The organism is Paraburkholderia kirstenboschensis (assembly GCF_904848585.1).
Taxonomy (GTDB): domain Bacteria; phylum Pseudomonadota; class Gammaproteobacteria; order Burkholderiales; family Burkholderiaceae; genus Paraburkholderia; species Paraburkholderia kirstenboschensis.
In genome coordinates, this window is the sequence record NZ_CAJHCR010000018.1 from 44,577 (window position 1) to 68,796 (window position 24,220).

A 24,220-nucleotide genomic window follows, 5' to 3' on the forward strand; every position below is an offset into this window, starting at 1 on the left:
CAGAGGCCGAGCGTAACCCAAAGATGACGATCCGCATGCGGACGACAGATGTCCTGTCTGCCTTCCCTTCCGCAACCCCGTGCGTAGCCGCTTCATCCAATGCGGGCACCGCGCCCCTTGTAGCTCGCGGCGAGGCTGATGGAGGCCCGGGAATGAAACGCGCGCAGCCGGACAAGGATGACGCCCGCGTCGCAATGCAGCCCGACCACGCGCGGCTGCTGGCGGACCTCTACATTCTCTCAAGTGCCGCTGCGCAGCTCGGGGGTTATGGGCTTGAGGTGCCCAGTTCGCAATGGCGGGCGCTGGTTCAGCAAACGCAGGCCGCGAGGACCGCCGTCGGTACAAATGAAGGCACAGGGGCCAATGACGGCCATGCCGCACTCGGCCAGTTGATCACAATGTGTGAGGACATCATCGAACTCTACACGACCGGGCAGCGGTGCCCGCCAGCCATCTGGCGTGAAGTGGGGCGGCTCGGGCGCGATGCCTACGCGTACGTCTGTGCGGGCGTTACCTGCCAGGGCGAGTCACTGAGTGACTGATACATGCAGTTCTGGTAGCCAGCCCGTCTTTGCAGACGACCGATTTGGTATCGGCGTGACCCGGCTGCATGCCCGGAGTTTTGTCTTGCGCTTTCGGCGGACGGGGCACGCTCGATGAGCGGGAACGGCGTCGTCAAGGCTGCCATGCTGCTGATGGCGCTCGGTCCCGATGAGGCAGCCGAGGCCTTCCGCCATTTCGACCCGCGTGAGGTACGGAAGATCAGCTCGGCGATGGCAGCGCTGAAGAACGTCGCCCACAGTGACGTCGATGATGCGGTCTGCGACTTCATCGCACAGGCGCAAACTCACACCACGCTCTCGCTGGACGCGGACCAGTACATCCGTTCGGTGCTCAACCGCTCACTGGGGGAAGACAGGGCCGGTGCGGTTCTCGACCGCATCTTAGTGGGCGGCGATATTAGCGGTATTGAAGGGCTGAAGTGGATGGACCCGCCCGCCGTCGCGGAACTGATCAGGAACGAGCACCCGCAGATTATTGCGACAGTGCTCGTGCATCTCGAGCCCCAGCACGCCTCCCGGGTTCTGGCCTGCTTCGCTGAACGCACCCGCAACGATGCGCTCCTGCGGATAGCCACGCTGGACGGCATCCATCCTGCCGCATTGCGGGAACTCGACGAATCACTGAACGAACTCCTTGCGGGCGGCGTCACCGCCCAACGTCGCGGGTTGGGTGGGCCTCGGGTCGCTGCCGAAATCATCAATGATCTGTCGAGCCAGCAGGAAGACTCGGTGATTGGAAGCGTCCGCGATTACGACGACCAGCTGGCGCAACAGATCGTCGATGAGATGTTCAACTTCGAAAAGCTGCTCACGCTACATGACAGCTCAGTCCGGCGGCTGCTGAGCGACATCGACCTGCAGGCGCTCATCGTCGCACTGAAGATTGGCCCCCAGGAGCTGGTTGAGAAATTCATGCTGAACATGTCACAACGCGCGGCGGCCCTGTTTGCCGAAGACCTGGAAACGCGCGGACCCGTGCGCCTCTCCGAGGTCGAAATGCAACAGCGCGCAATCATGCAGGTAGCGCGACGGCTGGCGGAGTCAGGCGAGATAGCGCTGGGCGACAAGCCGGGTGAGGCATATGCCTGACCAGCTTCGTCGAAGCTCAGCGCGCCTGCCGCTGTTCCTGTGCATCGTCTGCGGCGCGGCGGTCATGCTCGTTGCGATCCTGTTCAGCGAATATCAGGCGAAGATCAGGGTAGCCGATCATGAGCAACTGATCGGTGACGATCTGGTTGAATCGGTTGACCGGATTCTGGACGACGTCAGTTCACGACGCCGGGATGACCTTGCGGCGCTCGCTGGCAGACCTTGCAGCCAGGTCGGGGCGTCGCTGGCCGAGCTGGAAACCTATCTGCGGTATGTCCGCGCCGTCGCGCTGGTGTCCGGCGACCGGCTTTACTGCTCTTCCGCGCTCGGACCCATCGATCTTCCCCTGTCGGAATATCCGCTCTCGGCGGGCCGTGGCGACAGCATCGGTCTTCTCGCCGAGACACCGTACCAGCCGGGTGTGCCGGTGCTCGTGATATTCAACCGGACCGCCCCCCACACGGGGGTGTTGTCGATCGTTGAAGGGGATTACCTCATGGATGCGCTCGCGCACGGTGTCCGGTATGGCGCGCAGACTGCGTCCATATCGGTCATGGATACGGGGCGAATTGATGCCCATGGGGCGTTCGTGCCAGCGCCCGGACCCAAGGCCATTTATGCGACCCGCGTCGCGTCGCATAAATGGCCGTTTGCCATCCTGGTGTCGTCCTCCGGGGGGGTCATTTCGGGCATGTACTGGAAGTACAGAATCGCGGGCCTGGCGGCCGGACTGTTGCTTGACTGCCTGATCGCAGCGGCCTACCTGCTCACTTTTGCACCGCGGCGACTGTTGCTGAACGCAGTGCGTCGGGCACTTAGTCGCAACGAGTTCCATGTCGTCTACCAGCCGATTGTCGACACTGCCAGTCGCGAACTGGTTGGCGTCGAGGCGTTGCTGAGGTGGCAACACCCCAAATGGGGCGCAATAAGTCCGGCCTCATTTATGGAGGAAGTGGAGTCTAGCGAAATGCTGGGGCCGGTGACGCAGTTCGTGATGAGGATGGCAGTTGCCGAGATGAGCCAGCGACGACCCGCAGTCCCGCTACGAATTGCGGTCAATGTCGCGCCGGGCGACCTGGAACGCAGGGGCTTCGTCGCACAGGTCGAAGATTTGATCGTCGTGCTGCCAGCGGGCGTCAGTCTCGTTCTCGAGCTGACCGAACGGTTTCTGCTTGCGGGTAGCACGCGCATGGCAGCGATCTTCAACGCACTGAAGGCCAGAGGAGTCAGGTTTGCGATCGACGATTTTGGCACCCAGCACAGCAACCTGGATCTGCTCGGCCGCTTCGAGTTCGACTATGTGAAGATTGACCGGCAGTTCGTAAACCAGGTCGACACCGGCGGCGCCGATCTTATTGCGGCTATGGTTTCTGTTGCGAAGCACTACGGGTTACAGGTCATTGCGGAGGGCGTCGAGACGGAATCCCAGCACGCCGCGTTGCTCGCAGCGGGAGTGCCATTCGCACAAGGGTATCTTTATCAGAGGCCGGTGAGAGCGGAGCAACTCCCGCAGCGGCGGCATGAAAAAGCGATAACCTCCTGAACAACGTTCGTGGCGTAGACCGTTTGAGACCAGGAGTGCCAATCAATGTGAGCGAGCAGACGTTCGCTTCAGAACGTATCTTTGCCGGTGGGGCGACCCGGATGGCCGCCATGGGTCCGGTGACAGCCATCCGCCACACCCTGCCGGCGCATCATTGACATAAAAGCTAAATCTTCAGGGGGCGGCCTCCCGCTACGGCCGCTTTCAGCGGCGGATTCAACCGGTGGATGCAACACACTTCTATGGACATTGGAAGTCAAGCCCGTGGGTGGTCTGTTTTCCGTGGATCAGTTGTCTCCATTTAAGGGTGCTGCGAGGATGCCACATTTCATTTGTGACTCCTTTGTATAAGTCGGCACTTCAACAGGATCGAGGTCGGAGTGTTTGATCTGCGGGCGTTTGCCCCCTCTAACTTCTATCCGTGTCGGCATCAGGCCGGTCACCCTATACCACATGTGCAGAGCGCTGGAACCTCTTCTCACCTAATTCGAAGGCGACACACAGGCAAGCGGTGATCGTCGTATCCCGCCCCTGAAGGGCTGTGTCAGGCGCATCCATTTGCGTACTCCTTTCGAAAAACGGGTGTCGGAATCCTCGTTCTACTCCAGGAGCTTAATTCCGCGGCCCTTCCATAGCATCTAGAAGCTGCGCAAGCAGTGGGAGTGTCGCAGATGAAACAGCGACGCCGGATTTACAGCGAGAAGCAGAAAGCACTGATGTGGGAGCGTTGGCGCAAGGGCATTCTCTGCAGAAGATCGCCCAGCTTTTTGATCGTAACCACTCGTCAGTCCACGGGATTCTGGCTGAGACAGGTGGAAGCGTCGCAGACCGTCAATAGTGCGGCGTCACCCGCTCGAGGATTTCATGGTCGAGGCCGAACGCGAATTGACCAATTTACTTGGCACGTGCGAGTTGACGACCTTACTTCGCTGCCGAATGAAGTAAGGTCGTCAACTCGGAGCTTCCAGCCTGCCCCTGCGGGCATTGGCCGGTGACAACAATTCTTCGCGCTACCGCTGTCTGTGATGTCTGCACCGAGGAGAAGGTTTGGGAACGGAAGTCAAGAACCACCTTCCACGGTTTGTTCCTGCTTGACTACGCGACGCGGTTTCCCTCCACGAAGGTCGCGCGCGGAATAGGCAGCCGATCTGACATTGCGACTCGTGCAAAGTCGGCTCTCAACCCGACCGCGATGGCGCCACGATCCGTCATGCCCGCCGCATTGGCCGGCGTCGATGAAACCGTGCGCATTGCTTGCGGCAGGGACCAGCCTGCTTTGTCGACCAGATCGAAGGTGGCCGTCAGCAAACTCGACGGTACGTAGTCCGAAGACAAAATGTCGAGCAGCCCCGACTTCGCCATCTCCAACGCGGAGACGTTGCCCGAGTGCGATCCGCCGCGCACGATGTTCGGTGCACCCATAATGGTCGAAATTCCGCGCTCGCGCGCTGCCTTCGCCGCGACGAGCGTGGTCGGGAATTCAGCGAGCACAATGCCGTTTTCCGCTGCTTCGAGAACATGTTCGACAGATGTATCGTCGTGACTTGCGAGCGGCAGGCCACGCGATTTGCAGCGGGCGACAATCTCCGCTCGATGAAGCCGCGCGTAACGCTGCTGGTCGTCGGTCAGTTCGTTCAGCACGGTGTCCGCCTGCTCATCGGTCCATTTGCCGTGACGTTCCTGGTACTTGCGCCATTGCACCGGGTCGTGCCATTGACGTTGGCCCGGCGTATGGTCCATCACCGAAACGAGCCGCAGCAGACGGTGTGAAACCAGGCCATCGAAAACTTCGAGCACGTCGGCGGCCGCGATCTCGCAGCGCAGATGCAGGAAGTGATCCACGCGCAGCACGCCCTGCCCCGCGAGGCGTTCGATGGCGTGCGCGTTGTTGGTCTGGAGCTCCTTGCCGCGCACACCCACGCCGCCGCGCGAGCCGATACCCAACGCATCGAAAACAGTCGTAATCCCCGCGCTCGCCACTTGCGCGTCATGCACCACAATCGCAGCATCGGAATTCCACAGCACGCCGGGGCGCGGCGCGATATGTTTTTCGATGTTATCCGTGTGCAGTTCCACGAGACCAGGCAGCAGGTAATCGCCGCCCCAGTCTTCTGCGTCGCTGGCTGAAGTCGTACCCGGCGCGACGTCTGAAATGCGTCCATTGACGACGCGTACAACCCCTACGAACTCTTCGTCCCGAGTGACGATTCGCGCATTCTTGATCAGCATTTTTGTAAGTTCTTCGTAGTCGTGGCCGCCTGCGAGGCGGGAGCATTGAGTTGAACCAAACGAGTAGCGACGCGTTCACGCGTATCGTCGTCGTGGAAAATACCGACGATCGCCGCGCCACGCTGGCGCGCTTCGACGATGAGATCGGCAACCACTTGCCGGTTCTCAGCATCGAGCGATGCCGTTGGTTCGTCGAGTAGCAAAAGAGGCTGCCCGGCGATCAGCCCACGGGCGATGTTGATACGTTGTTGCTCACCACCCGAAAACGTGGCCGGTGCGAGCGTCCACAATCGACGCACCACATTCAGGCGCTCAAGCAAGACACCGGCGCGTTCGCGCGCTTCATCTTCATTCATGCCACGCGACACGAGCGGTTCGCTGACGAGATCGATTGATGAAACTCGCGGAATGGCGCGCAGGAACTGGCTGACGTAACCCATGGTCGTGCGGCGCAGGCGGATCACGTCGTGCGGGTGCGCGTCCGAAAGAGATAGAAACCCGCAAGCGCTGCTCTCATCGCGAACCGTAACCGCGCCGCGTGTCAGCAAATAGTTGCCATACATGCAACGCAGCAAGGTGCTCTTGCCGACCCCCGAGGGTCCCGACAACACCACGCATTCGCCGCGCTCCACATCGAGCGATACGCCGCTCAGCGCCGCAATGCTCACCCCGCCCTGCTGGTGCAACGTGAAGGTCTTTTCTACGCCGCGTGCGCGCAGCATCAACGTTTTTCGTTCGGCAAAGGCAGCGGCGTCGGCAAGTTCATTGAATATATTGGCATTCATTTCAGGCTCTCAGACTGGCAGCACGGACGCAACCAGCGTCTGCGTATAAAAATGTTGCGGATCGTCCAGCACCTGGTCCGTCAGTCCGCTCTCCACCACGCGCCCATCCTTCATCACCATCAGGCGATGGGCAAGCAGACGAGCCACGCCAAGATCGTGCGTCACGATCAGCGCTGCGAGGTGCAGTTTTCCCGTCAATGTGCGAAGTAGATCCAGCAAGCGCGCCTGCACGGATACATCGAGCCCGGCCGTTGGTTCATCCATGAACACGAGGCGTGGCTTCGTTACCAGATTGCGCGCAATTTGCAGCCGCTGCTGCATGCCGCCCGAGAACGCGGACGGCAACTCGTCGATACGCGAGGCGTCCAGTTCGACCTGGCTCATCCAGTCGGACGCTATATCGCGAAGCTTGCCGTAATGTCGCGCGCCGTTCGCCATCAAAGGTTCGCCAATGTTCGCTCCCGCCGACACACCATGACGCAAACCATCGCGGGCATTCTGATGCACAAAGCCCCAGTCGGTACGAGCAAGCATGCGCCGCCGCGGCATGGGCAGCCTGAACAGGTCCAGCACTTCATGTTCAGCCGTACGGTACGTCAACGTGCCGTCGTCTGCGGGCGTGCGCAACGCGAGCGCGTTCAGCAAGGTCGATTTCCCCGATCCCGATTCTCCGACAATGCACAACACTTCGCCCGGGTAGATGTCAATGTCCACATCGGTGCATCCGCCTCTTCCGTTGTAACGTTTGGTGAGTCCTCGCGCGCTGAGCAGCGGGACCATTGACGTTGAAGTATTCATACGTCCTCCCGACCATTAGCGCCGCGGTATTCCAGACAGTAGTCAGTATCCGAACAGACGAACATGCGTTTGCCTTCGTCATCCACGATCATCTCGTCCAGGAAACTTTCACGCGATCCACACAGCGCACACTTGTGTTCCCATCGCTGGATGCTGAACGGATGATCCTCGAAATCAAGGCTCTTGACCTTTGTGTAAGGCGGAATGGCGTAGATGCGCCGCTCGCGACCCGCGCCGAATAGCTGCAACGCGGGGTTCATGTGCATCTTTGGATTGTCGAACTTGGGGATTGGCGAAGGCGACGAGAGATAGCGGTCGTTCACCAAGACAGGGTAGTCGTAGGTTGTTGCGATGCTGCCATGCTGCACGATGTCCTCGTAGTACTTCACATTGATCAGCCCGTAGTCGGCCAGCGAGTGAAGCTTGCGGCATTCGGTCACGCGCGGTTCGAGCCGGTATAGCGGCTCAGGCATCGGAACCTGATACACGATGATCTGCGCATCCGTCAGCGGCGTTTCCGGAATCCGGTGACGCGTCTGAATGATCGATGCGTCCACGGTTCGCATGGTGGTTGCAATGGCGGCCGTGCGCGCGAAAAAACGCCGGATGTTGACGGCGTTGGTCGTCTCGTCGGAGCCCTGGTCGATGACCTTCAGCGTATCGCTACGCCCAATGATCGCCGAGGTCACCTGCAACCCTCCCGTTCCCCAACCGTAAGGCAACGGCATTTCTCGCGATGCGAACGGTACCTGATGACCTGGAATTGCAACGGCTTTCAGCAACGCACGACGGATCATGCGCTTGGTTTGCTCATCGAGGTAAGCGAAGTTGTAGCCTTGCGCAATCGCGCTTTCCTGCGTACGCGCGTTCATGCTGCGTTCTCCAACTGCTCTTTTTCCCGCCCCGCGCGCAGCCGCCGCAGCAACTCGAGCTCCGACTGAAAGTCTACGTAGTGCGGCAATTTCAGATGTTGCACGAAGCCCGATGCTTCCACGTTGTCGCTGTGGGACAGGACGAACTCGGCGTCCTGGGTCGGCGACGCAACCGTCTCTCCAATATCGGGCGCGCGCAGCGAGCGGTCGACGAGTGCCATCGCCATCGCCTTGCGCTCCGAGTGTCCGAACGCGAGTCCGTAACCTTGTGTAAAAGTCGGAGGCACGTCGCCGCTGCCGGCGAACTGATTGATCATCTGACATTCGGTGACTTCCATGTCGCCGATCTCAATCGAGAATCCCAATTCTTCTATGTCCATTTCGACCGCGACTTCGCCGTTGCGAATCTCGCCCGCGAACGGATGCGTGTGCGAATAGCCGCGCTGCGTTGCATAGCCCAACGCAAGCAGGAAACCTTCGTCGGCGCGTGCGAGGTTCTGCAGGCGAACGGTACGATCGGCGGGAAACGTCAGCGGTTCGCGAGTGATATCGCCTGGTTCGGGCGCATCAGCATGCGCCCTTTCCTGCTCAATCAGGCCTTCCTTGTCGAGCATGGCCAGCACGCGCGGCATAGGGTCTTGCTTCCATGACGGCTCATCGATGTTCTTTTCGTTATCGGACGCGGCACCTTCGGCAAGCAATTTGAAATTCAGAAGTCGCTGTGTGTAATCGTAGGTTCCACCCAGGATCTGACCACCGGGGATGTCCTTGAATGCCGCCGAGATCCGCCGCTCGACGCACATCTCTTCTGTATCGATCGGTAGCGTATAGCCGAATCGCGGCAACGTCGTCCGGTAAGCGCGCAGCAAAAAAATCGCCTCGACCAGATCGCCCGCCGCCTGTTTGATCGCGAGGGCGGCGAGTTCTTCGTCGTAGACCGATCCCTCCGTCATCACACGCGCGACGGCAAGCCGGAGTTGCTCGCGAATCTGGCTGACGCTGAGTTCTGGCAACGCCTGATCGCCACGGCGTTTGTCCGCGAGCAGATCCCATGAGCGTTCGATCGCACGTTCGCCACCTTTGACTGCGACGTACATCAGGCCACCTCCACGCGTGTTGTGCGGGGCAGGCCGATCACCGAGCCACCATGCACGAAGTAGCAATCGACACCGCAAGGAAAGTCGCTCGCAAGTTGCGCCCGCTTGTCCCAGAACGAGGCCGGAACGCCTTCCACGCAAACCGTTTGCGACTCACGGATTCCGGGGCCGCGCCACGTCGTCGGCGCGCCGCTTGTCAGCGAGTTCACCCGGATGAACAACATCGCGGCCGTTTCCGGCGTCTCGGGTTCGCCAAGCGAAAAGTCATCGATTGATGGCATCGAAAAGGCGTCGTCGAGATAGGCGAATACGGCTTCCGAACACTCACGCGTCACCGGGGCGCCGGTATGGAAGCGCAGCGCGTCGCTCAATGAACGATGTTCATGCTGCAGTAGCACCGGCGTCGAATAGTCGGCGAGCGCGAGCAGTGCGGCGTAGGCCGCGAGCGGCACATGTTTCTCTTGCTTCTGGTTCGTAAGGGTCGGCATCACTGCGTCAATGGAGACAATCTTGCCGGGCCGGGACAATGCATCCAGCAGCGAGCGAAATACACCCTGCGAATCATGGACGGTGTCGGCGAAACCGGGCGTAAGCGTCGACAGGTCGATGCCCGCGCTCGCGTCCCGCGCGCCCGGCCATGGATTATTGCTTTGCATCATTCACCTCTCACCATCGTGAAGAATTCAACTTTCGTAGCCGCCGCACGTGCCTGTTTTTGCTGTCGGGTTTCGGCAATGCGTGCAGCCAGCGGTGCAATCACGTGCTGCTGCATGCGCGCTTCGAACGCCGGCATTTGCAGCAGCGCATCAGCTAACGCCGCAAGCGTTGCCCGCTCCTTGTCGCGTCCCATATGAACCGCCATGCCGACCGTTGCGCGCCCGTCATCGGACCGGACGCGCAGCGTTGCGCGCGTGACGGTCGCTTCGCCGAGATTGAATGCGTCGCCCGAGCCACCGACGCGTCCGCGCACCATCGCGAGGCCGATATCCGGCGCACGCAGCCAGTCGAAATGCGGTGGACCGTCTGCGCCGAGCGCCGAGTTCATTGCTTCGTTCATTCGGGCGAGCGGCGTACGCGCCAGGATCGCGAGCCATTCGCGCCGGGTGGCTTGCCGCGCCAACTCGGACGGCCGCGCAGAAATGTTCATCGTCAACCTCGTGTTTTGATGGTGCCGTAATTTGCATGCCGCATTGAATTAGTCGTCTGGTCGTCTAGACGTCTGTTCATGTAGACACAAGCAGTATCCTCGTGTCCCGCTTTCACATTTCCATCATCGGCCGCACACTACAATGCAAGTGACGATATTCAATCCGACAGGAATGACACCACCATGACATCCAACGAAACGGGCGCGGCCGCGCTTGCAGTGGAGCGCGGCGCGGGCGTAGCCGTATGGCGCCAAATCGAACAGATCCTTTCGGCAGAAATTACAGCGAAGAGCTTTGGCGAGGAAGGCCGGTTGCCGAGCGAGGCAGAACTCGCGCGGCGCTTCGACGTCAACCGCCATACCGTGCGCCGCGCGATGCTGCGCCTTGCAGCGACGGGGCTGGTTAGCGTAGAGCAAGGACGTGGCACGTTCGTGCAGCCTGGCGCGATCGATTACCAGATTGGACGGCGCACGCGTTTTACAGAAAACCTGCGCCGCCACAATCAGCCATCGGCGGGCGTGGTGTTGTCGAGCGGGAAGGTCAAAGCCGATCCGGTCGCCGCCAGGGCGCTCGGCATTCGTGCGGGCACACTCGTCTACGAGATCGAGACGCGCCATGACTCCGATGACGTACCGCTGACCTACGCGCGAAGCTGGTACCCCGCAATGCGTTTCGCCGATTTTCCCGCGGTGCTCGCGGGCAAGCCTGGCGTTAGCGCGGCGCTAGCCGAATTCGGCGTAACCGATTACACGCGCAAATGGAGCCGTATTGGCTGCGTTTTGCCAAGCTCCGAGGTCGCGCGGCGTTTGCAGATCAATCGTCAGCAGCCTGTCATGTGGGTCGAAAGCGTCGATGTGGATGAAGCTGGCGTGCCCATCAAATACGGCATCACCCATTTCGCGGCGGACCGCGTGCAACTGCTGGTGGAGGATGGTGTATGAGCGCGTGGACGCACGACGCGCGCATCGCGCTTTACTATGCGCCGCCCTTGTCGTCCGCATGGTGGCAGGCAGGCAGCGAATGGCTTGGCCGGGACGCAGAATCTGGCGAGTCCGTGGAACCACCTCCTGTTCCCGCGCTTGCACAGCCAATCGCGTCGCTGACCGTCGCACCGCGCCGATACGGGTGGCACGGCACGCTGGTACCGCCGTTTCATATCGCCGCGGGTTGCACGCGGGAACATGTCGTCTCGGCTGCAAAAGCGTGGGCGAAAAAAATTTCGCCATTCAATGTCCCGATGCAGGCTGCGGAATTAGACCGTTTCGTCGCACTTCGAGCCGCGCAACCGGACCACGACGAAGTCATCGGCGACATCGCAGCAAACGCCTTGCATGCCCTCGCCTCGCTGCGCGCCCGGCCATCGTCCGAAGACACCGGGCGGCGGCTCGCGCCGACTCTGAACCCGCGGCAACGCGCATTGCTGCACGAATGGGGCTATCCCTACGTGCTCGACGAATTCCGATTCCACATGACGCTTTCCGATTCCATCGATTCTGCGCCGTTGCGCGCTGCAATCAGGACGCTCTGGCAGGCGCGCAGCGAATCGCTTGGTCCGCTGCCTTTTCACGGCGCGGCACTCTTCGTTCAGCATGATCGCGCCGCGCCCTTCTCTCTTTGGCAGCGTCTGCCTTTTGGCGATGCTGGAGAAAGCGCATGAACGCCGATCGAGGCAGATTGATCTACGTGATGGGACCATCGGGCGCAGGCAAGGATTCGCTGCTCTGCTTCGTGCGCGAGCGCATTGGGTCGCAGGTGATGTTCGCTCATCGATACATCACGCGGTCCGTTTCGGTAGGCGAGAATCACGTTGCGCTCACGCACGATGAATTCGCTGCGCGCCTCGCAAGTGGCGTATTTTCGATGCACTGGCAAAGCCTCGGACTGCACTATGGAATCGGCGTGGAAATCGATGCGTGGCTCGCGCGTGGCTTGGCCGTGGTCGTGAACGGCTCGCGTCAGCACGCGCCTGCCGCGCTCGAACGTTATCCACACACGCAGTTCGTCCACATCCACGCGAACCCAACCGTACTTGCAGCGCGTCTGCAACGGCGGGGCCGTGAAGACTCGCAACAGATGGAGGCGCGTCTCGCGCGGCGTCCGGCGCTCGTCTTGCCGCAAGAGGCGCAGGTGATAACTATCGATAACTCAGGCCTGCTGGCCGATGCCGGGGAACAACTCCTCGCCGCGATCAATCAGCCGCTAAACCCGGCTCGATAAAAATATCGGCCGGTGCCAATTTCGTACCGGCCGATATCTTCGCAACATCAAGCTTAGATCACGCGCTCTCGCAGCCATGCAGAGCCAAGATCGATCAAACTCACGATCACGATAACCATCAGCAATACAGCCGCAGTCTGTGCGTAGTTGAACGAGCGGATCGACTCGTACAGCACCACACCAATGCCTCCTGCGCCAACCATGCCAACGACCATCGCCGAGCGCACGTTCGATTCGAACCGGTACAACGCGAACGATATCCACAGCGGCAGGACCTGCGGCAGCACGCCGTAAAGCACTTCGTCAAGACTGCTTGCGCCGGTGGCGCGCACGCCCTCGGCCGGACGCGCGTCGATTGCTTCAACAGCTTCGGCAAAAAGCTTGGCAAGCACACCGGTGGTGTGCACCCAAAGCGCGAGCACACCCGCGAACGGCCCGAGCCCGACGGCCACGATAAACAGCATCGCGAAGACCATCTCGTTGATCGCGCGGCAAGCGTCCATCAAGCGTCGCACGGGCTGGACGACCCACACCGGCGCAATGTTATAAGCCGATAACAACCCGCACGGCACCGCAAAAACTAGCGACAACGCCGTGCCCCACACCGCTACCGCAAGCGTCACGATCATCTCGTGAACATAGGTACGCCAGTCGTGAAAATCCGGCGGGAAAAAGTCCTTGCCGAACTGCACCATGTTGCCCGGATCGGCGAACAGATCGAGCGGACGCATGTCGGCGCTACGCCATGACACCCCGAGGATGGCCACGAAAGCGACCCAGCCGAGCATCGACAACCAGCTGCGCTTGGGTGGATGGGTCCAGTGCTTAATAGCCTCGAGGCGTGCGCCGGCGCCATCGAAGGAGTAAGCGTCGACTACGTGCTTCACTTCGCCGCCACCTTGTCGAGTTGCGCCAGTTTCTGGTCGAGCGCGGCAATCTGCGCTTTCTTGTCGTCATCGGACAGATGGGCGTCGTTCTGGATCTGTTGCTTCTTCTGGAACAAGGCCATTTGGCGAATTGGAACCAACTGCGCATCGGTGGAATCGGTGAAGCCCGACAAGCCCGTGATGCCCTCCACGATCGCTTTCTCGCGCGGATCGGTCTGCGCGTAGTGATCGAAGAAATTGCGCAGCTTGTCCTTCGTGGCCTGCGGCAAGTCACGGCGCCATACCATCGGATCCGACGGAATCAGCGGCGACTTCCACAATATGCGCACGCGCTGCAGCAACTCGGGGTGCTGTTGCCGCAATGTTTCCACCATGTCGGTGTTGTTGGTCGCAACATCGACGCGATTGTTCACGACGGCCAGCATGTTAGCTTCATGGCTCGACGGCAGCACGCTCTTGAAGTCGCTGCGCACCGAGATGCCGTTCCTGGCGAACAGGTAATACGACGGCACGAGCGTGCCGGACGTCGAGTTTGGATCGCCGAAACCGAGGTTGATGTCGTGGGTATTTTTCAGCACCTGGTCAACGGTTTTCCACTTGCTGTTCACGTTCGTGATTAGCAGCGAGTAGTACCCCGCCTCACCGCTTTTGTACTTCACCTTCGCAAACACTTCGCCGTTACCACGATCCACTGCTTCAATGGCCGATGCATTGCCAAAGTAGCCGATCTGAACCTTATTGAAACGCATACCTTCGATGATGCCGGCATAGTCCGTCGCGAAGAACGGCTTCACTTCGAGGCCGGTCTGCTTGTTGAGGTCGTCGATCAGCGGTTGCCAGCGCTGTTTGAGCGCGGCGGAACTATCGGTCGAGATAATGCCGAAGTTGATCGTTTCAGCAAGTGCTGCCTGCGATACGAGGCACGCAGCAAACACCGCGGCGGGCAGAAGGAAACGGGCTGATTTCATCGAATGGGTCCAGGTTTAGAAGAGAACAAAACGTTGTCTGATCACCAGCTCGCGACCGACGCGAATGCAGCTGCTCGAGTCGATGCGGCTTCGACACGCACTGCTGCGCGTTCGTTCTGGCGAACCGGGTCGTGCTGGGCCGGGCCTGTATCGGCATCGGCATCGCTGTCGATAGTGGTATCGGTCAGTAATTCTTCGGCCGCCGCACCATAAAGCTCGCGCAACAACGCCGGTGTAAGGCTCGCGGAAGGGCCGTCGTACACCACACAACCGTTACGCAGCGCGACCGTTCTAGCACAGTACTTCATCGCAATGTCGATCTGATGGAGCGACACGACCACCGTCAGGCCGTGGTCTTCGTTCAGCGACTGGAGCAGTTCCATCACGCGTCGTGAAGATTCGGGATCAAGCGATGCGATCGGTTCATCGGCAAGGACAATGCGTGCCCGCTGGACCAGCGCGCGTGCAAGCGCAGCGCGCTGCTGCTGGCCGCCCGATAGCGTGCTGGCGCGCTCATTGATATGGTCGGCAATGCCCATGGCCGAGAGCGAGGCTGCCGCAAGTTCCTGCTCGCCGCGCGGGAACCGACCAATCAAACGCCGCCACAATGACACGCGCGACAACGCGCCGATCAGCACATTCGTGCGGACCGTGAGACGCCCGACCAGGTTGAATTGCTGGAATACAAAAGCGACATCGCGACGGATTCTGCGGACTTCGCGCGCTACCTTGCCATTCTGCTGGATAGGCCGCCCGAGCAGCGTCACGTGCGACGGTGCCGGGTCGGACGCTGTGAAGCCTGCAATCTGCCGCAGCAGCGTCGACTTGCCCGAACCGGACGCACCGATCAGCGCGACCATTTCGCCCTCGCTCACTTTCAGGTCGATGGAGTCGAGCGCCTTGCGACCATTGTTGAACGTTTTGCACAGCCGTTCGATGTGAATTGCTTCCATGATGTCCTCATTATCACGCTTGAGAACTGCAGCGTCGGATGGATTCTAGGAACGCAACATGACGACGCGGTGACGCTAGTAAGTCGTCTAGATGAATACACAAGCAGACGCGGCGGAGATGCCCAGCTGGTTGGTCTTTTCCAACGTTCATACGCATCCCGAGTGACTGCAGTCCGAACTCAATTGCGTTGGTCGCCGGCAAGCCCAACGCTTGGACTCGCTTAAGTTCTTGTGCAAACCCCGATATACAGCTAATCGAAAGTCAACGTTCAGGGACTCGACGCAAACAGGTTGCAAAAAATTGTCTGTCCGGAGGTTGTTTTGTTGTCCATCAACGAGGACGAGACATGAACCGAAAAAGACTGCAATGGCCTTTGCAAAACATGTTCTCCACTGTAGCCCTGACTCTTGCGGCATTTTGCGCAGCGAGAGCAACTGCATGGAGTTGACCCGTAACTCAGGACGCTCGGACACCGTTAAGTTGATGATCCAGCGGTTCGCCGGAACTCTCGGGGGAACGGTACTTCAGCGCCTTATGCGGGTGGCGTTCGTTGTAATGTTCAAAGGCACCGGCCAGATGCAAGCGCGCTGTTGGCACGTCAGCTTTGTGCGAACGGGTGTAGTCAACGGCTCCAGACCCAGCTCGCGAGCAAAAACTGCGCGTGCGATGGTCGATGTAGGCAGAACCGTTGTCCGACAGCCATTCGATGGGTGCGCAAGTCTGTGTCGTGCCGAAGCGTTGCTCGACCGCTGCTAGCATCACATCACGCACGACGTCGCCGCTATGGCCGCCAGTAGTCGCTGCCCGACTGATAGCTTCCCGGTCACGGCAGTCCAGCGCAAACGTCACGCGCAACGGCGAGCCGTAGTCACAACGGAACTCGAAGCCGTCCGAGCACCAGCGGACATCACTCTGGTCAACGGCAATGCGTCCATCGTGCCGGCGGGTATCGCGACGTTGGCCAAGGCGCCGAAGCAGCAACTGATGGTCGCGCATGACGCGATTTCTTGCTGCGTGGCTAATTCCTCATTTCGACTGGCGAAGCGTACTGGTTCTTGGCGGCACAACGCCGCTCCTGCTGGTCGATGTTGCTCTTTTTCGCACTGCAGGAGTCTGCGCGCTTTATGGTAGCGAGAAACAAGCCGGTCGCCCGCATTCGTAAGGTGCTAGCCCGCGTGGCGACGAGCGCGACTACACCTAGCTCCTTCTTCATCGCAGAGCATACCCCGGTCGTGGCGCGTCAAAGCGGCATCGGAGTGGTACTTTCGCGCTCGTTCGTCGTTGGTTCCATCATGCTTTGGCTCGCCTATTTCATGGGTCTCGTGATTTTCTATGCGTCGATCAACTGGATGCCGATACTGCTCAAGGAAGCCGGTTTGACGCCGCAGCGGGCAACCCTAGTTTCGGCGTTGTTCAATGGGTGACAGTACCTGCTCGGTTATTGCGCCGGTGCGCTGGCTTCGTCAAGCAGCTTCATGTCTTCGGAAGAAAGCTGCAAGCGAGTTGCTGCAGCTAACCCTTCCAGTTGCTCCACCGACGTCGCACTGGCAATCGGCGCCGTCACGCTTGGCCGCGCGATGATCCAGGCGAGCGCCACCGTTGCAGGTGTCGTGTCGTTGCGCTTCGCGACTTCAACAAGAGCATCGACGATCCGCAACCCGCGGTCGTTGAAATACTTGTCCACAAGCGCGCTGCGCGCACCCTTCGCCGCGTCGGCCTTCGAACTGTATTTTCCGCTCAGGAAACCGCTCGCCAGGCTGAAGAAAGTAACCACCGCCAATTCATGGGTCTGCACGACCGGCTCGAGATCGGTTTCGTAGCCCTTACGATCGTAAAGGTTGTACTCCGGCTGAAGAACCTGATACGCCGGCAACCCCGATTCCTTTGATACCTTCAGTGCTGCCTCGAGCCGCTCGCCGCTGAAGTTCGACGCTCCGATCACGCGCACTTTGCCCGCCTCGATCAGCCTCTGATATGCGCCGAGCGTCTCTTCGAACGGCGTCTTGTCGTCGTCGATGTGGGAGAAATAGACGTCGATGTAGTCGGTCTGCAACCGGCGCAGCGACTCGTTGACGGCTGCCTCGATGTTGGCCGCTGACAGCCCCGGCCGCTTCTTCCACATGCCGACCTTGGTCGCGAGCACGATCTTGTCCCGCTTGCCGCTTTGGCTGAACCACTTGCCGATGATGGTTTCGGACTCGCCGCCCTGATTGCCCTCGGCCCAGTGCGAGTAGCTGTCGGCGGTATCAACGAAGTTCAAGCCAAGGTCGACGAAGGCGTCGAGGATGGAAAACGACGTTGGCTCATCGGCCGTCCAGCCGAAGACGTTGCCGCCAAAGACGAGGGGTGCGATTCGAAGGTTCGACGTTCCAATGGTGTGTTGTTGCATTTTTTCTCTACTCTGAGACGTGGGTTGGAAACACTAAAGGTAAAGAAGCCACATCAATGGCTTCCGGTGTACACGGACCGTGTTGCTCAGCAGCAGGTCCCGTGTCCCCGTGGTCAAGATCGCCGGCGGAGCCATGCATATCTCGGTAGATAGGTGACAGCAGCGGGTCCTTCAGATCATGACCGTGCGCGTAGACAACCGCCGCGGCATCGCAGAATCCATCGCGCGAAAGGAATGACGGCGGGTGTCACGACGTAAGCCCTCACGCCGTTCATCGTCGCAACCGCAACGGTCCTAGCCGGCCTCGTACTCGGCGACGATCCACTCATAGAGAAGTTCCGGGTGATGCTTGCATGGGATCTTGCCGCGGTGACCCTGTCGAAAGGGTGTCGGGAAAATTACCGTTTTGTCATGTTGACTGCTCGCCGCGATGCGCATTTGACACCAATAGGGCGGCCGCTTTGGACAATAACGCCAATTGACCTATGGTTCCGCAAAGCAGTCATTCAACTGCGATCCGAAGAAAGGGGCTCTGGCGCAAATTTCGGCGGCGGGCGCAAAACGGTCGTGAGAGCGAACTGACCTTTTCGAATGCGACGCATCATTGCGATGCCGGCATAGTGGCCGCATTCCTGAAACGTTTGAAGGCGAGTAGCATTGGCCCTGGACTTGATATTGCGACGGTCCTGCTCTATCAAGTTGTTCAAGTACTTCGACGATCGCGACGTTGTCACCTCCGGCAGCGACTCGTCAGCCTTCATTCCGCGCACCGCGCGGTGAGGCGCCGCGTAGCCGTCCAACGTGATGGTTTTCGCTGCGAGCCCTTGACATCAGATGGCGGGAGGCTTCGCCCTGTGCCGATGGCATCCGGATCACCTGCATGCGGTCACGTTCGCCGCGCAGCCAAGCGCGCAGACTGCACTCTGGAGAAGACGCGCCAAACCAGTCTGCCCAAGCCTGCGCGCGAGCGGATGGATCGCCTCACGCGCGCTACGCGGCTGGGCAAACTACTTCAGTGTAGGCACGAAAAAAGACGCGCATATAGGGCGCTCGACAGCTATGCCGCTGCGCGGTTGCGCCAGTGGTTATGCAACAAGCGTAAGGTCAGGCGTCGCGGGGGCGGGAGCTATCCACTCCAGCATCTCTACGGGCACTTCAGTCTCGTACGCCTGACGGGCCCTTGGCTTAATTTGCCGTGTACGAAGGCGTAATGTCTTGTCCGAGAGCCGGACGCGGGATATCTGCATGTCCGGTTCGATGAGTCGGGTGTGAAAACGGAATCATGGTCGGGTTATGGGGGCACCGCCAGACGAAAGCGCTGGCAACAGACAAACCTTGCCTTAAGTCACCGCGTCTCATCTCGACTTGACCGGACTCCGGCCGTTGGAATCAAAGGCACTTAGTCGGATTGGCGCGGCAGGTCGTTCTGCGCCGTAGGCCGCTTCAACGAGGTGTCAGGGCAGCGGTGATTTGAAGAAGCGACGATCGTAAATTTGCTCGAGTACAGACCAGAGTGAAGGCGTCCGCCGCGACTTCGCCTATTGCGGCTCTATCATTCGACTTGCCGTGGCGAAGGCACCTGACGCAGGCGCACGCCGACGACGCGCTGCGCACAGACCACCGCGCCGCATACCACCACGACGTCGAACCCGAACCCCATATGGATCGCGTGCACGACAGCGGCCCGATTGCCGGCGAGCGCACCACTGCCGGCGCCGGCGACGACACGTGCCAGGCTGCGCGAGACGAGCGTGCCAATCGTGGCCGTCCCCAGCATACCGCCCACCATCCGCGTCGACTGGATCAGCGCGGTTGTGATGCCGAAACGTGCGCGTCCGCTCAACTCCTGCGCAAATACATTGAGGTTGTTGAAGATGAAGCCGAGGCCGACGCCTACTGCGCCCATCGACAACGCGCCCAACGCATGCGGGCTTGTGCTGTCGAGCATCGACGTACCGACGCAACCGGCGCCGATCAAGGCGAAGCCAACCGTGACGATTGTCATCGGGGCGCGCAAACGTGTGACGATGCGCGTATTCGCCAGGCTGCCAAGGGCCAGGCACACCGGCAGCGGCGTCACCGCGATGCCTGCCGCCTGAGGCGTCATGCCGAAGCCCGTTTGCAGCAGCAACGGTGTGAAGAACAGCAGCGAAAACATCGCGAAACCGGCGACGAACGAGAGCACGAAGAGCAGCACGAGATTGCGGTCGGCGAACAGGTCGATCGGCAGAATCGGCTGCGCATGGCGCTTTTCCCACTTGTACAGCAGGACGCACGACCCGATCGCAATCGCGACAAGCGTCAGCGTCGACGACGCAAGCCCTTTGGCGGGCAGCCGCTCGATACCCATTTGCAGCGACGCGAGCATGACCGATAGCAACGCTGCGCCTGTCCAGTCGATCGTCGTGCGCTGCTTACGGGCATGCTCGATATGGGGCAAATAGCGAATCACACAATAGAGGCCTGCGAGCCCGACCGGCAGGTTGATGAGGAACGTCGCGCGCCAGCCGTAGACCGCGCTCAGGAATCCGCCGAGAAACGGCCCGGCTGCGGTAGCGATTCCATAGGAACCCGCCATCACGACCTGCCAGCGTACACGGGCGTGCGGATCGGGAAACAGATCGGGGATCGAAGCGAACGCCGTGCCGATCATCATCCCGCCGCCAATCCCCTGCAGGGCGCGCTCGAATACGAGCATTGCTACGTTCGGCGCGAATCCGCATAGCGCAGAGGCAGCTGTGAACGTGATGATCGATGCGATAACGAAACTCTTGCGGCCGAAGTAGTCGCCGAGCCGGCCGAAGATCGGGACCGAGACGACGGATGCGAGCAGATAAACGCTGGCAATCCAGGCGTAGTATTCAGCGCCCTTCAGATCGGCGACGATGGAAGGCAGCGCGGTGCTGACAACCGTCTGATCGAGCGCGACGAGCATGTTGACGAGACCGATGCCGAGCATCGCCAACAGCGAATCGCGGAACGAGCGGGCGGCGGCTGCGTCATGCGGTATTGAATGATCATCAACGCGCGCCATTAGTGCCTCCGCGCGCGTTTGTTCAAAGCAGTCCGCACTTCGTAAGGGCTGCATATAGCGCTCGCACACCAAAGGATCAGGGAGCTCATCGTCTCATAGCGTCCACAATTTTTTATGCGGCGCGAAAATAGATCAAAGAAACAGGAAAGTAGAGCCGCTGGCCAAGTGGCTCGGCATAAAACTGGGCTCGACTTTGGAAACGGTGGCCGTGATAGAGCTTTTTTGCTTTCTTCATCGCGTCATCTTACGCGGCAACCCCAGCAGCCTGACAATGCCATCGTTCGCCCTGCGAGCGCTGTATGGGTCAGACGCGTTGCACGCCGAAGTCCTTGAGCGCATTGCTTAACATCTCGACGGCCTGCTCGGTAACGGCGTTATATAGCGACGCACGCAGCCCCCCAATTGACCGATGTCCCTCCAGGCCGATGATGCCCCGCTCCCGGGCTCCCAGGATAAACGCGTCGTCGAGTCGGGAGTCTCCGAAGGTAAAGGCTACATTCATTTGTGAGCGCCAGCGGCGGTCCGCGTGAATGGATATGGCGTCTTCCATACCGTCCAGTGTCTCGTACAACCGCCGCGCCTTTCTTTCATTGACGCTTTGCATCGCCTGCAAGCTACCGACATCAAAGCGCAGCCAGCGCGTAATCAACGTCAGCACATAGATTGCAAACACCGGCGGGGTGTTGTAATTCGAACCATGCGTTATATGCGTGCGGAAATCGAGAATGGCAGGCAGTCCGTCCGGAATCCGTTCCAGAAGCGCACGCTGGATCACTGCAACCGTTACCCCAGCAGGACCGAGGTTCTTCTGCGCGTGGGCATACATCATCGAGAACACGTCGGGCCGGAAGGGCTTTGACAGAAAGTCAGAGGACATGTCCGCAATGAGTGGCACCGGTGTCGCTTCGTCGCAAACGGGAAACTGGAGCCCCTCCACAGTCTCGTTCGACACATAGTGCAGATAGGCGGCCGACCTGGATATATTCAATGCATGAAGGTCAGGTAGTTGCCGATAGCCGGTAGCCTTGCCATCCCAGGCAACTTTTCTGGCCATCACCTTGGCCGCTTCTGACGTCGCCCGGCCGCTCCAGTAGCCCGATGTCACATATTCTGGCGGTGAGAGGTCATTGACAGCAAAGTTCATTGGAATCATTGCGAACTGCAGACTGCTCCCCCCCTGCAGAAACGTAACGGCGTAGTCGTCGGAAATACCAAGCAGGTGGCGCAGATTCAGTTCCGCTTCGTTCAGTATTGAGCGGAACCAGTCCGAGCGATGGCTCATGCCGAGCACTGAGATGCCCGTTTCCGGCAGGGCCAGCACGGCCTCGCGAGTCTGCTCCAGTACAGTTTCCGGGAGCGCTCCGGGACCACCAGAGAAATTCAATGCATTGGATTTCATTGTTCTTCGAAAGCAGTCAGGTTGGATCAGCACGACTTTGCGGACCTGCGGCGCAGCATCTCATCAAATGCGTCGAATACTCGGCGCATCTGCGGCAGCTTGTACGGAAAGGTGTTCGGATCGTCCATGTCGTGCACTACCATTGCAGTGGCGATTTCAAAGATGAGCAGCCGGCCATCCTCCGTTTCAGCACAGTCAAATCCAACGTAGTCGAGGCCGGTCAATTCCGCGCTCATCCGGAGCGCCTCTTCGTGACGTACTGCAAAATCGGAGTCGAAATTCGCCATCAGGTGCGCTTCTTCGTCCCGACGGTCGGAGTGCGCGACCATTTCTGCATAGGGATAGTGAACCATCCACTCTTTCGAAATTCCCATATGGCACAAGAATGGCGTTCCCTCGATCATCACGATCCGGTATTTGCGAAAAAGGCCGTCAGTACTGGAGTAATCGATAAAAGGCGCCACATAGAATTCCGTGGCCGCGGAATCATTCACGTACAGCGCCAGCTCCCGGCTGTCAGTCACCTTTGCCAGTCCCTGTCCAGCGTGCGATCCTGTGGGCCGAATGATGAACGGGAAATTTCCGTCCAGCAGATCAGACAGCTCGAACGCACCCGACGCCGCTTCGAGGATCCGCTCGCGTGGCAGGCGTATCGTGTGAGCCATGCAGATGCCGGGCACCGTTCCTAGCAACGTATAGGCTGCATCGCGCGTCGTGTGCGCGATACGTTCTGGCTGGTTCAGCACCTGGCAAGGTGTGCTGTTGGTTAGCGACGCAATTTTTGCAAGAGCGCCAGCGTTTTCATCGGATGCGCACGCGGCCACGAAGATAACGTCATGTTCTGGCAGACTGATGTCTTGCGGTGAATGGGCGTCAACATACACGACGTCTATCTGCAGGTCGGCGTTCTCAAGGAGGCATTCGAAAGGCGTGTTCGCCATCAGATCGCCAGGAGCCTTCAGCGCTAGTACCTTGACTGAACGCCCAGTTGTTTGGGCGTCCTTCAATCGATAGTGCCTGCACATCTGAATCGCCTGCGCCTGGACGGCGATTGCGGCTTCCTTCTCGTACTTCAATTGCAGTACGAGCGACAGATCGAGAAGCGCGTACGGGTCGTCATGGTGTGTGACGTGCTTGAGCAGGCTTTGCCCCAACGGTGTCAGATCGTTTCCAGCCGTTGCCGCCCTGAGCAATACGGCCAGTCCCAACGGCTGATGCGTTGATGGATGCGTGCCATCACTGGTTAGTTCCGTCTGAACAGTATTCATGGATGGAGCACGTCGATGGAATGATGCCCACGCTCAACGGCCGCGTTTGCCGGCATTGTTTTTTTGGTGACGCTCAGTCGAGCCGTTGCCCATGCATGCCCGTGCGGATACGAAGGGTCGTTGGCATTTCGCTGAGATAGCCGACCTCTTCGTCGAACCATCCTTCTGGCATCGGCGCGGTCGGCGTTGCACGACAATCCGTAGGAATTGCGACGGCAGTCGATGCGTCGAGAACTACGGAGAACAACGTATCTCGGTTCGTGCGTCGATTGAAACGTGACATAAATGTGTTCCTTCAACTGAGAGCGCTCGAAATCCGGATTGGTGATCTTGTCGTCCGCTGCCACAATGGCCCACCTCCGCTTCGTGATCCTCGCGGCGACGATCATCGACAGCGAAGCTCCGATGGAAGTCTTCGGTAAGCAATGTCTATCGTCCGAGTGATGCTTGCATGAGATCTTGCCGTACCGCCCCTGTCGAAAGGGTGGCGGGAAAATTACTATTTTGTCATTTTGACTGCTGGCCGCGATGCGCATTTGATACCAATCGGGCGGCATTACGCCAGTTGACCTTTGGTTCCGCAGCGCAGTCATTCAACTGCGATCCGAAGCAAGATGCGAACGTGTGCAATGGCCGACAAGCGGCAGGCGACTTCACGTTAGCGTTAGCGTTAGCGAATGGCCGTTGGACTTGCGGATCGACCGGTCGATGCAGCACTCCCGCCGCTCACGCCGCACACGCGACTCACGCCGCTTCTATTGTGTTGCATCGATTGGTTGAATCCGCATTTGAGAGCGCCGATTGCCGCCGCGGTGACCCGCCTGTTGAGGTCGTCGAGTAGCTCATAGGGACCATGAACCGCCGGGCCTTGGTGAGGCGGGTCCCCACGACCAGCACCTTTATGGTGTGCGCAGACGTCGACCCTGACCGACAACACGAAGTTTTTATGGTGTGCAAGCGCTGTGGGTTGGTCGCGGCGG

General features: G+C 59.7%; 21 protein-coding genes and 4 pseudogenes. 8 read left to right on the forward strand and 17 right to left on the reverse strand.

Annotated features, from left to right (window positions below):
• Positions 1-152: 152 nt before the first annotated feature.
• The 4 genes and pseudogenes from JMY24_RS31170 to JMY24_RS31185 all read left to right on the forward strand — a co-directional run.
• Positions 153-542, forward strand: coding sequence for a hypothetical protein (locus JMY24_RS31170; protein ID WP_128597561.1), 390 nt, complete (start codon positions 153-155; stop codon positions 540-542).
• A 114-nt stretch (positions 543-656) separates the two neighbouring features.
• On the forward strand, positions 657-1,652 hold the full coding sequence (gene fliG / locus JMY24_RS31175) for a flagellar motor switch protein FliG (protein ID WP_128597560.1): 996 nt from the start codon (positions 657-659) through the stop codon (positions 1,650-1,652).
• Positions 1,645-3,195: an EAL domain-containing protein gene (locus tag JMY24_RS31180; protein WP_201703479.1), complete on the forward strand. Its 1,551-nt coding sequence runs from the start codon at positions 1,645-1,647 to the stop codon at positions 3,193-3,195. The genes fliG and JMY24_RS31180 overlap by 8 nt, the downstream gene beginning before the upstream one ends.
• A gap of 671 nt (positions 3,196-3,866) precedes the next feature.
• Positions 3,867-4,012: pseudogene (locus JMY24_RS31185) on the forward strand (IS30 family transposase); the annotation flags it as partial.
• Positions 4,013-4,290: 278 nt separating this feature from the next.
• Here JMY24_RS31185 and JMY24_RS31190 read toward each other — a convergent pair.
• From JMY24_RS31190 to phnG, 7 genes are read right to left on the reverse strand one after another with little or no spacing between them, the layout of a single operon-like run.
• Positions 4,291-5,424: an alpha-D-ribose 1-methylphosphonate 5-triphosphate diphosphatase gene (locus JMY24_RS31190; protein ID WP_128597559.1), complete on the reverse strand. Its 1,134-nt coding sequence runs from the start codon at positions 5,422-5,424 to the stop codon at positions 4,291-4,293.
• Positions 5,418-6,209: a phosphonate C-P lyase system protein PhnL gene (gene phnL / locus JMY24_RS31195; protein WP_128597558.1), complete on the reverse strand. Its 792-nt coding sequence runs from the start codon at positions 6,207-6,209 to the stop codon at positions 5,418-5,420. The genes JMY24_RS31190 and phnL overlap by 7 nt, the downstream gene beginning before the upstream one ends.
• Positions 6,210-6,218: 9 nt before the next feature.
• A complete protein-coding gene (phnK, locus tag JMY24_RS31200; RefSeq protein ID WP_128597581.1) occupies positions 6,219-6,989 on the reverse strand; it encodes a phosphonate C-P lyase system protein PhnK in 771 nt (256 codons plus the stop codon).
• Between the two features lie 14 nt (positions 6,990-7,003).
• Positions 7,004-7,879 carry an alpha-D-ribose 1-methylphosphonate 5-phosphate C-P-lyase PhnJ gene (locus JMY24_RS31205; RefSeq protein WP_128597557.1) on the reverse strand — a complete coding sequence of 292 codons (876 nt, stop codon included), beginning with the start codon at positions 7,877-7,879 and terminating at the stop codon, positions 7,004-7,006.
• The gene (locus JMY24_RS31210; RefSeq protein WP_201703481.1) at positions 7,876-8,976 is read right to left on the reverse strand and encodes a carbon-phosphorus lyase complex subunit; all 1,101 of its coding nucleotides are present in this window, start codon (positions 8,974-8,976) and stop codon (positions 7,876-7,878) included. Before JMY24_RS31210 ends, JMY24_RS31205 begins: the two co-directional genes overlap by 4 nt.
• Positions 8,976-9,635, reverse strand: a complete 660-nt coding sequence (gene phnH / locus JMY24_RS31215) for a phosphonate C-P lyase system protein PhnH (RefSeq protein WP_236597595.1) — start codon at positions 9,633-9,635, stop codon at positions 8,976-8,978. The genes JMY24_RS31210 and phnH overlap by 1 nt, the downstream gene beginning before the upstream one ends.
• Positions 9,632-10,123, reverse strand: coding sequence for a phosphonate C-P lyase system protein PhnG (gene phnG / locus JMY24_RS31220; RefSeq protein WP_128597556.1), 492 nt, complete (start codon positions 10,121-10,123; stop codon positions 9,632-9,634). Before phnG ends, phnH begins: the two co-directional genes overlap by 4 nt.
• A 183-nt stretch (positions 10,124-10,306) precedes the next feature.
• Here phnG and phnF point away from each other — a divergent pair, with 183 nt between their 5' ends.
• The 3 genes from phnF to phnN are packed head-to-tail and all read left to right on the forward strand — an operon-like array spanning position 10,307 to position 12,341.
• Complete coding sequence (gene phnF, locus JMY24_RS31225) at positions 10,307-11,065, forward strand: phosphonate metabolism transcriptional regulator PhnF (protein ID WP_128597555.1); 759 nt, start codon at positions 10,307-10,309, stop codon at positions 11,063-11,065.
• Complete coding sequence (locus JMY24_RS31230) at positions 11,062-11,781, forward strand: DUF1045 domain-containing protein (RefSeq protein ID WP_128597554.1); 720 nt, start codon at positions 11,062-11,064, stop codon at positions 11,779-11,781. Before phnF ends, JMY24_RS31230 begins: the two co-directional genes overlap by 4 nt.
• Positions 11,778-12,341: a phosphonate metabolism protein/1,5-bisphosphokinase (PRPP-forming) PhnN gene (gene phnN / locus JMY24_RS31235; RefSeq protein WP_201703482.1), complete on the forward strand. Its 564-nt coding sequence runs from the start codon at positions 11,778-11,780 to the stop codon at positions 12,339-12,341. The genes JMY24_RS31230 and phnN overlap by 4 nt, the downstream gene beginning before the upstream one ends.
• A 53-nt stretch (positions 12,342-12,394) precedes the next feature.
• On the opposite strand, the gene phnE is transcribed toward phnN, so the two are convergent.
• From phnE to JMY24_RS31255, 4 genes and pseudogenes are all read right to left on the reverse strand, one after another.
• Positions 12,395-13,129, reverse strand: a complete 735-nt coding sequence (phnE, locus tag JMY24_RS31240; RefSeq protein ID WP_128597579.1) for a phosphonate ABC transporter, permease protein PhnE — start codon at positions 13,127-13,129, stop codon at positions 12,395-12,397.
• 95 nt (positions 13,130-13,224) lie between these two features.
• Positions 13,225-14,196 (reverse strand): phosphonate ABC transporter substrate-binding protein, encoded by a 972-nt coding sequence (phnD, locus tag JMY24_RS31245; RefSeq protein WP_128597553.1) that lies wholly within the window; start codon positions 14,194-14,196, stop codon positions 13,225-13,227.
• A 41-nt stretch (positions 14,197-14,237) separates the two neighbouring features.
• Entirely contained in the window at positions 14,238-15,149 is a 912-nt protein-coding gene (gene phnC / locus JMY24_RS31250; RefSeq protein WP_128597552.1) for a phosphonate ABC transporter ATP-binding protein, read from the reverse strand.
• 476 nt (positions 15,150-15,625) lie between these two features.
• Positions 15,626-16,152, reverse strand: a pseudogene (locus JMY24_RS31255) (DDE-type integrase/transposase/recombinase); the annotation flags it as partial.
• A 245-nt stretch (positions 16,153-16,397) separates the two neighbouring features.
• On the opposite strand from JMY24_RS31255, the pseudogene JMY24_RS39680 reads away from it, so the two are divergent.
• Positions 16,398-16,565: pseudogene (locus tag JMY24_RS39680) on the forward strand (aromatic acid/H+ symport family MFS transporter); the annotation flags it as partial.
• 23 nt (positions 16,566-16,588) lie between these two features.
• On the opposite strand, the gene JMY24_RS31265 reads toward JMY24_RS39680, so the two are convergent.
• From JMY24_RS31265 to JMY24_RS31290, 6 genes and pseudogenes are all read right to left on the reverse strand, one after another.
• Positions 16,589-17,539, reverse strand: a complete 951-nt coding sequence (locus JMY24_RS31265; protein WP_128597550.1) for an aldo/keto reductase — start codon at positions 17,537-17,539, stop codon at positions 16,589-16,591.
• A gap of 569 nt (positions 17,540-18,108) precedes the next feature.
• Positions 18,109-18,366: pseudogene (locus tag JMY24_RS38625) on the reverse strand (DDE-type integrase/transposase/recombinase); the annotation flags it as partial.
• 725 nt (positions 18,367-19,091) lie between these two features.
• Positions 19,092-20,573 carry an MFS transporter gene (locus JMY24_RS31275; protein ID WP_128597549.1) on the reverse strand — a complete coding sequence of 494 codons (1,482 nt, stop codon included), beginning with the start codon at positions 20,571-20,573 and terminating at the stop codon, positions 19,092-19,094.
• Positions 20,574-20,877: 304 nt separating this feature from the next.
• Positions 20,878-21,972, reverse strand: a complete 1,095-nt coding sequence (serC, locus tag JMY24_RS31280; RefSeq protein WP_128597548.1) for a 3-phosphoserine/phosphohydroxythreonine transaminase — start codon at positions 21,970-21,972, stop codon at positions 20,878-20,880.
• 26 nt (positions 21,973-21,998) lie between these two features.
• The gene (locus tag JMY24_RS31285; RefSeq protein WP_128597547.1) at positions 21,999-23,240 is read right to left on the reverse strand and encodes an ATP-grasp domain-containing protein; all 1,242 of its coding nucleotides are present in this window, start codon (positions 23,238-23,240) and stop codon (positions 21,999-22,001) included.
• A gap of 73 nt (positions 23,241-23,313) precedes the next feature.
• On the reverse strand, positions 23,314-23,523 hold the full coding sequence (locus tag JMY24_RS31290) for a hypothetical protein (RefSeq protein WP_164853774.1): 210 nt from the start codon (positions 23,521-23,523) through the stop codon (positions 23,314-23,316).
• Positions 23,524-24,220 lie beyond the last annotated feature (697 nt).